Below are 14005 nucleotides of genomic sequence, written 5' to 3'. Positions count from 1 at the left end.
GCTTGGCTAATTTGGCTTGCTAGCTTGGCTTCTTACTTCCGAAACTTAAGCTTCGAAGCGTTGCCGTGTCAGCGAGGTGGCATTATAGAGATTGCGATCACATTGGCAAGCCCTTTTTCTCGTTTTTTTTGATTTTTTTATCGTTCGGATAAATTTGCATCAAAAGCGGTCAAAAGAGCACGTTATTTCTACAGTTCTCTGAATTTATCTGCGAAAAGAGCCACTTTTTCCCAATTGGTGTACTCCACCTCTTTGGTCGTATCAGTTTCGCCACCCGTCATCGACATAATGAACCTAATCATAGTTCTGTCGAACCAGCTGTAACGTGGGTAATAAAGTGCACCAGCAAAAACACCGATTAGCGTTGGTTTCCAAGGCGACTTAATTAGGAACTTGCGAATGTAGGCACTACCTTCAGGTGTATCCTTTCCTTGGTCCTCTTTACGAGCGGTTAGGTTTACGCAGAAAAATGCCACTTTATTTTGCTCCAATTGATTGAGGTTTCGCTCAATAAACTGGTATAGCTTTTTATTAAGATGGCCATAGCGAATAGAGGCGCCTATCAATACTCTGTCGTATTGGCTGAAGTCAATCGTCTCGACATTATGTAAATCCACCAGATCACAATCGAAGTCTGGAAGTTGTTCATCTATATAGTGGAGAATTTTTTTAGTCTGCCCTTCGCGGGAAGAGTATAGAAATAATGCTTTTGCCACGATTTCCCCTTAGCTACGCCAAAACGTCGGCGTAAGTAGAATAAGTAAGGTAAAGATTTCCAAACGACCAAACAGCATAGAAACTATTAATACCCATTTTGCTTTGTCGTTAACATCACCAAAGTGAAGCGCCACTTCTCCCAAGCCAGGACCGAGGTTGTTCAGAGTCGCAGCCACCGCAGAGAACGCACTGAGCTCATCCATTCCTGTTGCAATCAACCCCAACATACAAACCACAAATACCAATGCGTATGCGGAGAAGAAACCCCAAACCGCATCGACAACACGTTGCGGTAGGGCACTGCCACCTACTTTGATGGTGTAAACCGCGCGTGGATGGACTAAACGTTTTAGTTCACGCGCACCTTGTAAGGTAAGAAGCAGGATACGGATCACTTTCATGCCGCCGCCTGTTGAACCTGCACAACCACCTATAAAGGAAGAGAACAATAACAGCACAGGTAAGAAGAGCGGCCAATCCGCAAAACCTGTTGTCGTAAAGCCCGCTGTTGTGGATATTGATACGGTTTGGAACAGAGCCTGATCGAAAGCATCGTATGTCGATGTGTAAGAGTGATGTTTCAGTAATAATAGAAAGCAAATGATAAATAGCAGCACTTGAATGAACAAGAAGGCACGAAACTCAGGATCTTTCCAGTAATACTTGGGATGTACGCCACCTGATGCAAATGCAGCAAAGTGCAGTGTGTAGTTACATGCAGATATAAGCAGAAAAACCACGGTAATAAGATTAATCGCGTAACTATCAAAGTATCCGATGCTGGCATCGTGGGTAGAGAAGCCACCAATGGCAATGGTTGAAAAGCTGTGACTGATGGCGTCAAATGGCGTCATACCAGCTAACCAAAAAGCCGAAGCACAGGCGATAGTCAGGCTCAGATAGATGTACCAAAGCGCCTTAGCAGTTTCTGCTATGCGCGGCGTCACTTTAGTGTCCTTGACTGGACCTGGGATCTCGGCGCGGTAAAGCTGCATACCACCAATGCCAAGTACTGGCAAAATCGCCACCGCTAATACGATGATTCCCATACCGCCGAACCACTGCAGTAACTGTCGATAGAATAGAATCGCTTTAGGTAACTCATCCAAACCAACAATAACGGTCGCCCCGGTCGTCGTGAGAGCAGAAAACGATTCAAAAAACGCATCTGTCACTGAGACGTTCGGGTTGTCAGCAATGAGAAAGGGGATCGAGCCTGCACTGCCAAGTACTGTCCAGAATAAGACGACAATAAGAAAGCCATCTCGAGCTTTAAGCTCGTGCTTATACCTGCGGTTTGGGTACCAACAAACGGCCCCACAAAACAGCAGAACAAAAAATGTCGTGACAAAAGGCACACCAGCACCATCTCGATAGATCAGCGCAACGAGTGCTGGCGCAAGCATAGTGACACTAAAGAGTGCGAGCAGTAGCCCGACGATTCGAATAATTGAACGAAATTGCATGGATAAATTGACTAGCGAAGCTGTCCCTGTTGCTTCCTGTTTTTCATTATTGTCCGTCTAGCGGAGTGACAATTGCCTTTGCCCCGCTTTTATTGATGATTGCTTGGGTAAACGCGCTCACTTCTCGAAGCTCAATTTCCACCACTAATACCACCTGATCGCTGTATTCAGCCTCGACTTCTATTGCACCAAATTGCGGCATGATTGACTGTGCGATCGGCATAAACCCATAGTCTAACGTTAGTCTGAGCTTTGTGGTTATTTTTTTCTCAATAGTTTGAAGCAGCTTGAGCGCTTGTTGAACCCCACCCCCATACGCTTTAACCAAGCCGCCTGTACCTAACTTGATTCCACCAGAGTATCGCGTGACCACAGCCGTGATCTCCCCCACCCCAGATCCAGACAGCTGCGCCAGGATTGGTTTGCCTGCTGTTCCGGACGGCTCCCCATCATCACTAAAGCCCCATTTCATTGAATCTTCCGGGCGACCAGCAACAAAGCCCCAACAGTTATGTCTGGCATCAGCGTGTTTAGCTTTGATTTGATCAACAAATGCTTTTGCTGCTTCGATACTTGGCGTATGTGCCAAATAAGTAATGAAGACGCTCTTTTTAATTTCTTCTTCAAATTGAGCGGGCTCTGCTGGAATCAGATAAGGCTTGTCATTCATAGGATTATGGATTCATGTCTATTTGCCTGAAGTCTATCACGAGTGTGATTTACCCGTCGCATAAGATCTGCCACAGCGCACAATGTTAAACACTTGTTTAAAAAATGTATTGAAATTAAACAATCCACGATCCAAACTAACTTTACTGGTCAAACCAGAACAAAAATAAAACGACTTCCTCGATACCTATTTGCCGAGGTACACGGCGTCGTTGAAATAGGTATACAGACAATCCACGATTGTATGTCATGGAGATAGACAATGATTTACCAAGCCGAAACCCTACAGGTAAAGGAAATACAAGATGGTATTGCAGAGCTAAGCTTCTGCTCTCCAAAATCCGTCAACAAACTCGACCTAGCGACATTAGAATCGCTAGATAAAGCTCTTGATGCGCTCATTGCCCATCAAGGCCTCAAGGGGTTGTTGCTCACTTCAGATAAAGACGCATTCATTGTAGGCGCAGACATTACCGAGTTTTTAGGTCTGTTTGCTAAAACGGATGCCGAGCTCGACCAATGGCTGCAATTTGCTAATAGCATCTTTAACAAATTAGAAGACTTACCCGTTCCAACCATCTCAGTGATCAAAGGCCACGCTCTTGGTGGCGGTTGTGAATGTGTGCTAGCAACAGACATGCGTATTGGTGACAAAACCACCAGCATCGGCCTACCAGAAACGAAACTGGGAATCATGCCTGGCTTTGGTGGTTGTGTACGCTTGCCTCGCGTTATTGGCGCAGACAGCGCAATGGAAATCATCACCCAAGGTAAAGCATGCCGAGCTGATGAAGCATTGAAAATTGGCTTACTCGATGCTGTTGTAGAGACTGATGCTTTATACGAATCAGCACTACAAACTCTTAACTCTGCAATTAACGAGAAACTTGACTGGCAAGCACGCCGAGCACAGAAAACATCTCCGCTAACGCTGAGTAAGCTTGAATCAATGATGAGCTTCACCATGGCGAAGGGTCTGGTGGCACAAAAAGCAGGTCCTCACTACCCTGCCCCAATGACAGCCGTTATCACGATTGAAGAAGGTGCTCGCTTTGCACGTAATGAAGCGTTAGACATTGAACGTAAGCACTTCGTGAAATTGGCTAAATCGGAAGAAGCAAAATCACTCGTTGGCCTCTTCCTTAATGATCAATACATCAAAGGCATTGCGAAAAAAGCAGCGAAGTCAGCAAGTAAAGACACGCAACGTGCAGCCGTATTAGGTGCTGGTATCATGGGTGGCGGCATTGCTTACCAATCAGCGCTAAAAGGTGTGCCAGTCTTGATGAAAGACATCGCACAAGCGTCGCTCGACCTAGGCATGACTGAAGCATCTAAGCTGCTGAATAAACGCTTATCTCGCGGTCGCATTGATGGCTTTAAGATGGCGGGTATTTTAGCGTCAATCACACCGAGCTTACATTACGCAGGTATTGAAAACTCTGATGTGATTGTTGAAGCTGTCGTTGAAAACCCGAAAGTAAAAGCAGCAGTTTTAAGTGAAGTTGAATCCCATGTCGGTGACGACACCGTTATCACCTCAAACACCTCGACGATTCCTATCAACCTATTGGCAAAATCACTAAAACGCCCAGAAAACTTCTGTGGTATGCACTTCTTCAACCCAGTGCATCGTATGCCTCTTGTTGAGATCATCCGTGGTGAGCACACCTCTGATGAAACCATCAATCGTGTTGTGGCGTATGCTGCGAAAATGGGCAAATCACCAATTGTCGTTAATGACTGCCCAGGGTTCTTCGTTAACCGCGTATTGTTCCCATACTTTGGCGGCTTCAGCATGCTACTTCGTGATGGTGCTGACTTTACGAAAATCGACAAAATCATGGAGCGTAAGTTTGGCTGGCCGATGGGACCGGCGTACTTACTTGACGTAGTCGGCATTGATACCGCGCACCACGCACAAGCTGTGATGGCAGAGGGTTTCCCTGAGCGTATGGGTAAACAAGGTCGTGATGCGATTGATGCACTGTTCGAAGCAGACAAATATGGTCAGAAAAATGGTAATGGCTTCTACAGCTACACCATAGATAAAAAAGGTAAGCCGAAGAAAACCTTCTCCGAAGCGATCTTACCGGTACTTGCTGACGTTTGTGCCGATAAGCAGGACTTTGACGATCAGACCATCATTCAACGTATGATGATTCCAATGATCAACGAAGTGGTGCTGTGCCTACAAGAAGGCATCATTGCCACTCCGCAGGAAGCGGATATGGCACTGGTTTATGGTCTTGGTTTCCCTCCATTCCGCGGTGGCGTATTCCGCTATCTAGACAGCGTGGGTATTGCTGAATACGTTGAAATGGCAAAACAACACGCCGAGCTAGGTGCGATGTACCAAGTACCGCAAATGCTGATTGATATGGCGGCGAAAGGTGAAAGCTTTTACGGTGCACAACAGCAAGGTTCTATCTAAGGAGGGATTCTAAAATGACTAATCAAACAAGAAATGTTGTCGTAGTCGATTGTCTACGTACTCCAATGGGTCGCTCTAAAGGTGGTGCTTTCCGTCATACACGAGCAGAAGATCTATCTGCGCGCCTAATGAAAGGCATTCTTGCGCGTAACCCACAAGTGAACCCAAGCGAGATTGAAGACATCTACTGGGGCTGTGTACAGCAAACACTAGAGCAAGGCTTTAACGTTGCACGTAATGCGGCGCTGCTTGCTGGTCTGCCGATTGAAATTGGCGCCGTGACGGTGAACCGCTTGTGTGGCTCATCAATGCAAGCGCTTCACGATGGTACACGTGCCATCATGACTGGCGATGCTGAAATCTGCCTAATTGGTGGTGTTGAGCACATGGGGCATGTGCCAATGAACCACGGTGTAGACTTTCACCCAGGTATGTCAAAGAACGTAGCAAAAGCTGCGGGCATGATGGGCTTAACGGCTGAAATGCTTGGTAAATTACATGGTATTAGCCGTGAGCAACAAGACGAGTTTGCCGCTCGCTCTCACGCTCGTGCGCACGCAGCAACCGTAGAGGGTCGTTTTAAAAACGAAATTCTACCAATTGAAGGCCACGCAGCAGACGGCACACTGTTCACTCTGGATTACGACGAAGTGATTCGCCCTGAAACATCCGTTGAAGGTCTATCTCAACTTCGCCCAGTGTTCGACCCAGCAAACGGTACAGTAACAGCCGGTACTTCATCGGCGCTGTCCGATGGTGCATCAGCGATGTTGATCATGAGTGAAGAGAAAGCCAATGAGCTTGGTTTGAAGATTCGTGCACGTATTAAAGGCATGGCCATTGCGGGCTGCGATCCTTCTATTATGGGTTACGGTCCTGTACCTGCGACGAAAAAAGCGCTCAAGCGTGCCGGTCTTTCAATTGAAGACATGGATGTGGTTGAGCTAAACGAAGCATTTGCCGCGCAGTCTCTGCCGTGTGCTAAAGACTTAGGCCTGCTTGATGTTATGGATGAGAAGGTCAACCTTAACGGTGGTGCAATAGCATTGGGTCATCCACTAGGCTGTTCTGGTTCACGTATCTCAACAACGTTGATCAACCTAATGGAAGCGAAAGACGCGAAATACGGTCTGGCCACCATGTGTATCGGTTTGGGTCAGGGCATTGCGACAGTATTTGAACGACCATAACAGTTCAAGACGTTGTTGTAGTGATCGAGCCAACAATCATAAGCAAATGAACTAGTACTAAAATTTTTAGTATTACACTTAAGGGCGACAATTGATGTCGCCCTTTGTTTTACATCAAACATGCATGAAGAGCATACATTAAATGCTCAAGTTTCATTTTATTCATAGACAAAGAAGACATACACTTAGACCAGTTGATATCTTGCTGCATGTGACCCAGAGTCATGCTACCGCACAATCGGAGAACCTTATGTTTAATGCTCTAGTTCTAAATCAAGAAGACAAACGTACTATCGCTAACATCGAGCAAATCGATGAAACACAACTGCCTGAAGGCGACGTTCTGATTGACGTTGATTACTCATCGTTAAACTACAAAGACGGTCTTGCGATCACAGGTAAAGGTAAAATCATCCGTAACTTCCCGATGGTGCCAGGTATTGACCTAGCAGGTACGGTAGTAAGCTCAGAAGACGACCGCTACCAAGCTGGTGACAAAGTTGTCCTTACTGGCTGGGGCGTGGGTGAAAACCACTGGGGTGGTATGTCTCAGCGTGCTCGTCTAAAAGCGGATTGGCTAGTACCACTACCAAAAGGTCTAGACAGCAAGAAAGCAATGATGGTTGGTACTGCTGGCTTCACTGGTATGCTGTGTGTTCAAGCACTGCTTGATGCCGGCATCAAACCTGAAAATGGCGAAATCCTAGTAACTGGCGCAAGTGGCGGTGTAGGCTCAGTCGCAGTAACGCTTCTAGCACAGCTTGGCTACAAAGTTGCTGCAGTGACAGGTCGTGTAGAGAAAAATGGCCCGCTACTTGAAAAACTAGGTGCTAGCCGCATCATCGACCGTACTGAATTTGAAGAACCAGCACGTCCGCTTGAAAAACAAGTATGGGCAGGTGCGGTTGATACTGTAGGCAGCAAAGTACTAGCAAAAGTATTGGCGCAAATGGATTACAACAGTGCAGTTGCAGCTTGTGGTCTTGCAGGTGGTTTTGATCTACCAACCACAGTGATGCCGTTCATCCTACGTAATGTTCGCCTACAAGGTGTGGACTCAGTAATGTGCCCAACAGAGAAACGTATCGCTGCATGGGAAAAGCTGGTAGAGCTACTACCAGACAGCTACTTCGAGCAAGCGTGTACTGAAGTTGCTCTTGCTGAAGCACCGAAATATGCAGAAGACATCACCAACGGTCAAGTAACGGGTCGTGTGGTTATCAAGCTATAAACACTGACTCAGTGTAAACAGACGAAGAGCCGGCATTGCTGGCTCTTTTTTGTTAGCAGTTCAGTCCCATATCTTCGATACGTTTAGCTATCAGACGACTACACTCTTCACGCACAATCGTTCTTAACCATTCTTGAGCGGGAGAATGCTCGCAACGCGCATGCCAAATCATCGAGTATTCAAACGGCGTGAATTGGAATGGTAACGGTTTCACCACCAAGTCATAACGCTCGGCAACCAGATACGCCAAATCCGCTGGCACTGTGATGATAATTGGCAAGGTATCCATGATCGCCAATGCGGCTTCTAAATGATAAGCCCGCAGAACCATTTTACGCTTAGGTTTCTCCATCAAAGCTTGTTCGATCAGTGCCTTAACACCATCACTGATGGCGATCATGGCATGTGGATGACTCAGATAATCATCCAAGCTCATTTCTTTATTCGCTAATGGATGCTGTTTTGAAAGCATACACAGCACCCCCACTCGCCCCAACACTTCACTGCGTAGAGGCTCCACCGGGCCTGTCGGGCGACAAATCGCTAAGTCTGCACCTTCATAAGTGAGCTGATCTGATAAACGGTCGTGTTGCAGTGGTAAGAAGTTGAAAGACACGTTTGGCGCTTCTTGGTAAATTCTCGGCAAAGCGAACGGTAAGATCGTTTGCATGGCATAGTCGGTGGTCACGATGTTGAAAGTCTGTACGCATTGCAATGGGTCAAACTCAACCGGAGATAACAACTGACGTAAAGACTCTAATGGTTCGCCCAATGAGCGATCGATCTCTAACGCTTTCTGAGTTGGGATCAAATGCTGTCCCTGACGAGTAAACAGCGGGTCTCCCAACAAGTCACGTAGACGACCAAGCACACGACTCATTGCCGATTGACTCAAGTTCAGACGTGTTGCCGCCTTACTGACACTGTTTTCTTCTATCAGTACTCGCAACGCAACCAGTAAATTTAAATCTCGGCGATAGATATCTTCCAGTTCCACGAATTAGCCACTTATTTTGTATGTGTTTGGGTAAATTGTACTCTTTAGGCAAAAAAAATCCCGCCTTTCAGCGGGGAAGCCCAAGAAAAATGGGGATAGTGTCGGAATGAAGTGTCGGTAAAAAATAGGTGAGCGTTATTAAAAGCATTCTGATCCAAGCAAGAAGCGCTAATTTTCTTGCTCAGATGCGCCAGACCATCTGCGCATCTCGATCCAAATCCCAATAATAGTGGCAACCATGCCTACAAGAGGCGTCAAAGAGGTGTCAGCTGGCGTCCTGAGTACCAATGCACAAAACGAGATAAAACACAGCACTGAGTAAATCGTAAGTCTGTCTAACGCTGTTAACATTGCCTCTCCCTTGCCAGTTGTTACCAAATTGTTAATTTAAGGTAAAACAAAAAATTCAGTTTGCCAAGTGGTTATTGAATATTTTTTCAACGAAAGTAAAATTCAACGCTCAGTTAGTTACGAGAATCACACTATGAGCTTTAATCCTGAACTGGCAAACAAGACATTAGAGGCGGAAGGACTGCGCTGCCCAGAGCCAGTGATGATGGTCAGGAAGACAATTCGCAACATGCAAGATGGTGAGATTTTGCTGGTCAAAGCAGACGATCCATCCACGACTCGAGACATTCCGAGTTTCTGCCGCTTTATGGACCACCAATTAGTTGCGGCACAAACGGAGCAAGTTCCGTATCAGTACCTGATCAAGAAAGGATTGGAATAATCTGGTCGAACTAAAAACGGCAGCCTATATTGGCTGCCGTTTGTTTATTCGTCGTATTCGAGTGTGCGAACTTCTGATTGGAGCTTGTTAAGTTGTTTCTTCATTGCCCGCATCTCTTCATGCATAGGAATGATGTGAGCGACACGAATCCACGCTTCTACTGTCAATCCAGTAAGAACGAACGATCCTGCTACAATCGGTAACCACATATCAGTTAGCACCATCGCTAGTAAACACAGCGCTAAACCAAAAGTGAATAAATAACTCTGACTCTTCGGGGACATCCCCATGTAACGTGTAAGCATAAACTTGCCCTCTCGCTATCATTCACACCATTAAACTACCATGACAAGTATGACACTTATATGTCATCCGTCACGCAACGGAACGATTTAGAGTCAGAGTTTGAACTCGCGCAGCACGCCACTAATGATTGATAACTCACATCATTTCACGTGCAAAAAATCAGAACAGTGCAGCCCCTATTGCCAGAGCAATAAACAAAAATGCGGTGATTTTACGGATCAGCCCTAAAGGCATCTTGTCGGCCGACAATTTACCAATCAGGACCACAGGTACATTCGCCAGCAGCATACCGATTGTGGTACCGATAATCACCAAACTTAACGCATCCGCGTATTGCGCCCCTAAGATGGAAGTGGCGATCTGAGTTTTATCGCCTATCTCCGCAACGAAGAACGCGATAAAGCTGGCAATAAATGGGCCTCGATTAGAAATCTGCTCGTCATCATCCAGTTTGTCCGGGATCAGAACCCAAGCCGCCATCGCGACAAAACTGACCACCAGCACCCACTTTAAAATCTCAGGTGATAGATAGTCTGCGACAACCACACCTAACCATGCAGCCAAAGCGTGGTTGGCAATAGTTGCCAAAAAGATTGCTGCAATAATTGGGATTGGTTTTCGGTAACGACTTGCGAGTAATAGAGATAGCAATTGGGTCTTATCGCCAATTTCTGCTAACGCTACAGTAGTAATTGAAATAGCTAAAACGCTCACGACATGCTCATTGGGGCAGGGATTATTATTTTTAACCGAAGACAAACCTCACGCCCCTACCCCGGTTCGTGATGATTTGTCTAAGGTCTTGCTAAACTTGAAAGGCTTCAAGTCTCGAACGCCATGGTGATTTTGCACCAATTATGTTGACGGACGAACCAGATGAAACAGAAACTTCATCAGGTAAGCTACTCCCCAAAGACAGGCGCAATTCTAGCCACCTTTGTTGCGCTTCTCAAGAGCCAAAGCAGGCAAAAACTCCCTTTTAGGAAAAATACAGCAGATAACGCGGTAAAAATTCATTAAAGGAGAAAATCGCCCACGAATTAATCAAGATTAGCTCTACTCCCATGCTCAATATCTGGTTATACTAGATTGTTAATTTATTCAACCGTAATTACTCTTTATCGCCGTTGTTAGAGTTGAAAAACTCGGCATAGATGACGAATTAACGAGTAACAAGAGAATCGCGCGAACCTGACTTATGCAAAAATACGATATCAAAACCTTCCAGGGAATGATCCTCGCGCTGCAGGATTATTGGGCTCAAAATGGTTGTACCATTGTTCAACCGCTAGATATGGAAGTGGGTGCGGGTACCTCTCACCCAATGACCTGTCTACGAGCGCTTGGCCCAGAGCCAATGTCGACAGCTTACGTACAACCTTCACGTCGTCCTACTGATGGCCGTTACGGTGAAAACCCTAACCGTCTTCAGCACTACTACCAATTCCAAGTAGCGCTAAAACCATCGCCTGACAATATTCAAGAGTTGTACCTTGGCTCCCTTGAAGTTCTTGGTATTGACCCTCTTGTACACGACATCCGTTTCGTAGAAGACAACTGGGAAAACCCAACACTAGGCGCATGGGGTCTGGGCTGGGAAGTTTGGCTAAACGGCATGGAAGTGACCCAGTTTACTTACTTCCAGCAAGTTGGTGGTCTTGAGTGTAAACCAGTAACTGGTGAAATCACTTACGGTATCGAACGTCTAGCAATGTACATCCAAGAAGTAGACTCTGTTTACGACCTAGTTTGGAACATCGCACCAGACGGCAGCAAAGTGACTTACGGTGACATCTTCCACCAAAACGAAGTAGAGCAATCGACTTACAACTTTGAGCACGCAGACGTGGAGTTCCTATTTGGTTTCTTCGAACAGTGCGAGAAAGAGTGTAAAGAGCTGCTTGAACTTGAAAAGCCACTGCCACTACCTGCTTACGAGCGCATCCTTAAAGCAGGTCACGCATTCAACCTACTAGACGCACGCAAAGCGATCTCAGTAACTGAACGCCAACGTTACATCCTGCGCATCCGCAACCTGACTAAAGCAGTTGCAGAAGCATACTACGCATCGCGTGAAGCTCTTGGCTTCCCAATGTGTAAGAAAGAACAAGCGTAAGGGGTAGAGTAACATGGCAAAAGAATTTCTAATCGAGCTAGGTACAGAAGAGCTACCACCAACGCAACTTCGCACTCTAGCTGAAGCATTCGCAGCAAACTTCGAAGCAGAACTAAAAGGCGCTGAGCTTGCTCACGAAGGCGTGAAATGGTTCGCGGCACCTCGTCGTCTTGCACTTAAAGTTGCAGCACTAGCAGACAGCCAGTCTGACAAAGTTGTTGAGAAGCGTGGTCCTGCGGTTTCTGCAGCGTTTGACGCGGAAGGCAACCCAACAAAAGCGGCTCAAGGTTGGGCACGCGGTTGTGGCATCACGGTTGACCAAGCAGAGCGCATGGTTACAGATAAGGGTGAATGGCTACTGTTCAAACAAGAAGTGAAAGGTCAGCCAACGTCTGAGATCGTAGTTGAACTTGCAGCGAAAGCACTAGCAAACCTACCTATCGCAAAACCAATGCGCTGGGGTAACAAAACGACTCAATTTATCCGTCCAGTTAAGACGCTAACCATGCTAATGGGCAGCGACCTAATCGAAGGCGAGATCCTTGGTGTCGCTTCAGACCGCACAATCCGCGGTCACCGCTTCATGGGTGAGCAAGAGTTCACTATCGATTCTGCTGAGCAATACCCTGCGATCCTAGAAGAGCGCGGTAAAGTAATGGCAGATTACGAAGCGCGTAAAGCAATCATCCTAGCTGACGCACAAAAAGCGGCAGCAGCGGTTGGCGGTATCGCTGACCTAGAAGATGACCTAGTAGAAGAAGTAACGTCTCTGGTTGAATGGCCAGTGGTTCTAACAGCGAAGTTTGAAGAAGAGTTCCTAAAAGTGCCTTCTGAAGCGTTGGTTTACACCATGAAGGGTGACCAAAAATACTTCCCTGTTTACGACGAAAACAAGAAGCTACTACCTAACTTCATCTTCGTATCGAACATCGAATCAAAAGAGCCTCGTTACGTAATCGAAGGTAACGAGAAAGTAGTTCGCCCTCGTCTTGCTGACGCAGAGTTCTTCTTCAACACAGACCGTAAGCGTCCGCTTATCGACCGTCTGCCTGAACTAGAGCAAGCGATCTTCCAAAAGCAACTGGGTACGATCAAAGACAAAACAGACCGCATCACTGAACTTGCTGGCTACATTGCTGAGCAAATCGGTGCTGACGTTGAGAAATCAAAGCGTGCTGGTCTACTAGCAAAATGTGACCTAATGACCTCAATGGTATTCGAATTCACGGATACTCAAGGCGTTATGGGTATGCACTACGCTCGCCACGACGGTGAAGCAGAAGAAGTTGCAGTAGCACTGAACGAGCAATACATGCCTCGTTTCGCAGGTGATGAACTGCCATCAAACGGTGTTTCAACTGCAGTTGCAATGGCAGACAAGCTAGACACTATCGTAGGTATCTTCGGTATTGGTCAAGCGCCTAAAGGCAGCGACCCATTCGCACTACGCCGCGCATCTCTAGGTGTACTACGTATCATCGTTGAATACGGCTACAACCTAGATCTTGTTGACCTAGTAGCGAAAGCGAAGTCACTGTTTGGCGACCGCCTAACCAACGACAACGTTGAACAAGACGTTATCGAGTTCATGCTTGGTCGTTTCCGTGCTTGGTACCAAGACGAAGGCTTCAGCGTAGACATCATTCAAGCGGTTCTAGCTCGTCGTCCGACGAAACCGGCAGACTTCGACCAACGAGTTAAAGCGGTTTCTCACTTCCGTGAACTAGAAGCAGCAGAGTCTCTAGCAGCAGCGAACAAACGTGTAGGTAACATCCTAGCGAAATTCGACGGCGAACTAGCAGCAGACATTGACCTGGCACTTCTACAAGAAGACGCAGAGAAAGCACTAGCAGAAAGCGTTGAAGTAATGACAGAAGCGCTAGAGCCAGCATTTGCTACAGGTAACTACCAAGAAGCCCTAAGCAAGCTAGCTGACCTACGTGAACCAGTTGATGCGTTCTTTGATAACGTAATGGTAATGGCAGACGACGAAGCACTTAAGAAGAACCGTCTGACACTACTGAACAACCTGCGTAACCTGTTCCTACAGATCGCAGACATTTCTTTGCTTCAAAAGTAATTCATTACTCTTCGGAGTGATTAAGAAATAAGTAAAAGGGAAGCAGATGCTTCCCTTTTTTGTTGC

General features: G+C 46.5%; 13 protein-coding genes. 6 read left to right on the top strand and 7 right to left on the bottom strand.

The features are described from left to right. Window positions 1-188: 188 nt before the first annotated feature. The 3 genes from hemG to R7O03_RS18585 are packed head-to-tail and all read right to left on the bottom strand — an operon-like array spanning window position 189 to window position 2853. Window positions 189-716 carry a menaquinone-dependent protoporphyrinogen IX dehydrogenase gene (gene hemG, locus R7O03_RS18595; RefSeq protein ID WP_005383808.1) on the bottom strand — a complete coding sequence of 176 codons (528 nt, stop codon included), beginning with the start codon at window positions 714-716 and terminating at the stop codon, window positions 189-191. A 9-nt stretch (window positions 717-725) separates the two neighbouring features. Further along, entirely contained in the window at window positions 726-2183 is a 1458-nt protein-coding gene (locus R7O03_RS18590) for a TrkH family potassium uptake protein (RefSeq protein WP_005378893.1), read from the bottom strand. Between the two features lie 46 nt (window positions 2184-2229). After that, entirely contained in the window at window positions 2230-2853 is a 624-nt protein-coding gene (locus R7O03_RS18585; protein ID WP_005378891.1) for a YigZ family protein, read from the bottom strand. Between the two features lie 261 nt (window positions 2854-3114). Here R7O03_RS18585 and fadB point away from each other — a divergent pair, with 261 nt between their 5' ends. The 3 genes from fadB to R7O03_RS18570 all read left to right on the top strand — a co-directional run bounded on the left by fadB (window position 3115) and on the right by R7O03_RS18570 (window position 7707). After that, window positions 3115-5286: a fatty acid oxidation complex subunit alpha FadB gene (gene fadB / locus R7O03_RS18580; protein WP_318131930.1), complete on the top strand. Its 2172-nt coding sequence runs from the start codon at window positions 3115-3117 to the stop codon at window positions 5284-5286. Window positions 5287-5300: 14 nt separating this feature from the next. Beyond that, window positions 5301-6476, top strand: a complete 1176-nt coding sequence (fadA, locus tag R7O03_RS18575) for an acetyl-CoA C-acyltransferase FadA (RefSeq protein WP_006743176.1) — start codon at window positions 5301-5303, stop codon at window positions 6474-6476. Window positions 6477-6726: 250 nt separating this feature from the next. Next, entirely contained in the window at window positions 6727-7707 is a 981-nt protein-coding gene (locus R7O03_RS18570) for an MDR family oxidoreductase (protein ID WP_005378882.1), read from the top strand. Window positions 7708-7759: 52 nt separating this feature from the next. On the opposite strand, the gene R7O03_RS18565 is transcribed toward R7O03_RS18570, so the two are convergent. Both R7O03_RS18565 and R7O03_RS18560 read right to left on the bottom strand, forming a co-directional pair. Further along, on the bottom strand, window positions 7760-8704 hold the full coding sequence (locus R7O03_RS18565) for a LysR family transcriptional regulator (RefSeq protein ID WP_017821924.1): 945 nt from the start codon (window positions 8702-8704) through the stop codon (window positions 7760-7762). A gap of 168 nt (window positions 8705-8872) precedes the next feature. Then, complete coding sequence (locus R7O03_RS18560) at window positions 8873-9055, bottom strand: hypothetical protein (protein WP_005378880.1); 183 nt, start codon at window positions 9053-9055, stop codon at window positions 8873-8875. 133 nt (window positions 9056-9188) lie between these two features. Between R7O03_RS18560 and tusA the strand changes: the two genes are divergently transcribed. Then, window positions 9189-9437: a sulfurtransferase TusA gene (gene tusA / locus R7O03_RS18555; RefSeq protein WP_005378879.1), complete on the top strand. Its 249-nt coding sequence runs from the start codon at window positions 9189-9191 to the stop codon at window positions 9435-9437. A gap of 44 nt (window positions 9438-9481) precedes the next feature. On the opposite strand, the gene R7O03_RS18550 is transcribed toward tusA, so the two are convergent. Together R7O03_RS18550 and R7O03_RS18545 are read right to left on the bottom strand one after the other, a co-directional pair. Continuing rightward, complete coding sequence (locus tag R7O03_RS18550; protein ID WP_005378878.1) at window positions 9482-9742, bottom strand: hypothetical protein; 261 nt, start codon at window positions 9740-9742, stop codon at window positions 9482-9484. A 160-nt stretch (window positions 9743-9902) separates the two neighbouring features. Further along, window positions 9903-10457 carry a TMEM165/GDT1 family protein gene (locus tag R7O03_RS18545; RefSeq protein WP_005378877.1) on the bottom strand — a complete coding sequence of 185 codons (555 nt, stop codon included), beginning with the start codon at window positions 10455-10457 and terminating at the stop codon, window positions 9903-9905. 484 nt (window positions 10458-10941) lie between these two features. Here R7O03_RS18545 and glyQ point away from each other — a divergent pair, with 484 nt between their 5' ends. Together glyQ and glyS are read left to right on the top strand one after the other, a co-directional pair. After that, window positions 10942-11859, top strand: a complete 918-nt coding sequence (glyQ, locus tag R7O03_RS18540) for a glycine--tRNA ligase subunit alpha (protein ID WP_005383818.1) — start codon at window positions 10942-10944, stop codon at window positions 11857-11859. A 13-nt stretch (window positions 11860-11872) separates the two neighbouring features. After that, window positions 11873-13939 carry a glycine--tRNA ligase subunit beta gene (gene glyS / locus R7O03_RS18535; RefSeq protein WP_005378875.1) on the top strand — a complete coding sequence of 689 codons (2067 nt, stop codon included), beginning with the start codon at window positions 11873-11875 and terminating at the stop codon, window positions 13937-13939. Window positions 13940-14005 lie beyond the last annotated feature (66 nt).

The sequence above is a fragment of the Vibrio sp. Vb2960 genome, assembly GCF_033337665.1.
GTDB classification, from domain to species: domain Bacteria; phylum Pseudomonadota; class Gammaproteobacteria; order Enterobacterales; family Vibrionaceae; genus Vibrio; species Vibrio alginolyticus.
Note: the sequence above shows the minus strand (reverse complement) of the source record. Positions and strands in the feature narration are given on the sequence as shown.

What these genes read in the sequence shown, in the direction of transcription:
- R7O03_RS18590 (WP_005378893.1), bottom strand. Translation starts at nt 2,183, where the DNA reads ATGCAATTTCGTTCAATTATTCGAATCGTCGGGCTACTGCTCGCACTC.
- R7O03_RS18585 (WP_005378891.1), bottom strand. Translation starts at nt 2,853, where the DNA reads ATGAATGACAAGCCTTATCTGATTCCAGCAGAGCCCGCTCAATTTGAA.
- fadB (WP_318131930.1), top strand. Translation starts at nt 3,115, where the DNA reads ATGATTTACCAAGCCGAAACCCTACAGGTAAAGGAAATACAAGATGGT.
- fadA (WP_006743176.1), top strand. Translation starts at nt 5,301, where the DNA reads ATGACTAATCAAACAAGAAATGTTGTCGTAGTCGATTGTCTACGTACT.
- R7O03_RS18570 (WP_005378882.1), top strand. Translation starts at nt 6,727, where the DNA reads ATGTTTAATGCTCTAGTTCTAAATCAAGAAGACAAACGTACTATCGCT.
- R7O03_RS18560 (WP_005378880.1), bottom strand. Translation starts at nt 9,055, where the DNA reads ATGTTAACAGCGTTAGACAGACTTACGATTTACTCAGTGCTGTGTTTT.
- tusA (WP_005378879.1), top strand. Translation starts at nt 9,189, where the DNA reads ATGAGCTTTAATCCTGAACTGGCAAACAAGACATTAGAGGCGGAAGGA.
- R7O03_RS18550 (WP_005378878.1), bottom strand. Translation starts at nt 9,742, where the DNA reads ATGCTTACACGTTACATGGGGATGTCCCCGAAGAGTCAGAGTTATTTA.
- glyQ (WP_005383818.1), top strand. Translation starts at nt 10,942, where the DNA reads ATGCAAAAATACGATATCAAAACCTTCCAGGGAATGATCCTCGCGCTG.
- glyS (WP_005378875.1), top strand. Translation starts at nt 11,873, where the DNA reads ATGGCAAAAGAATTTCTAATCGAGCTAGGTACAGAAGAGCTACCACCA.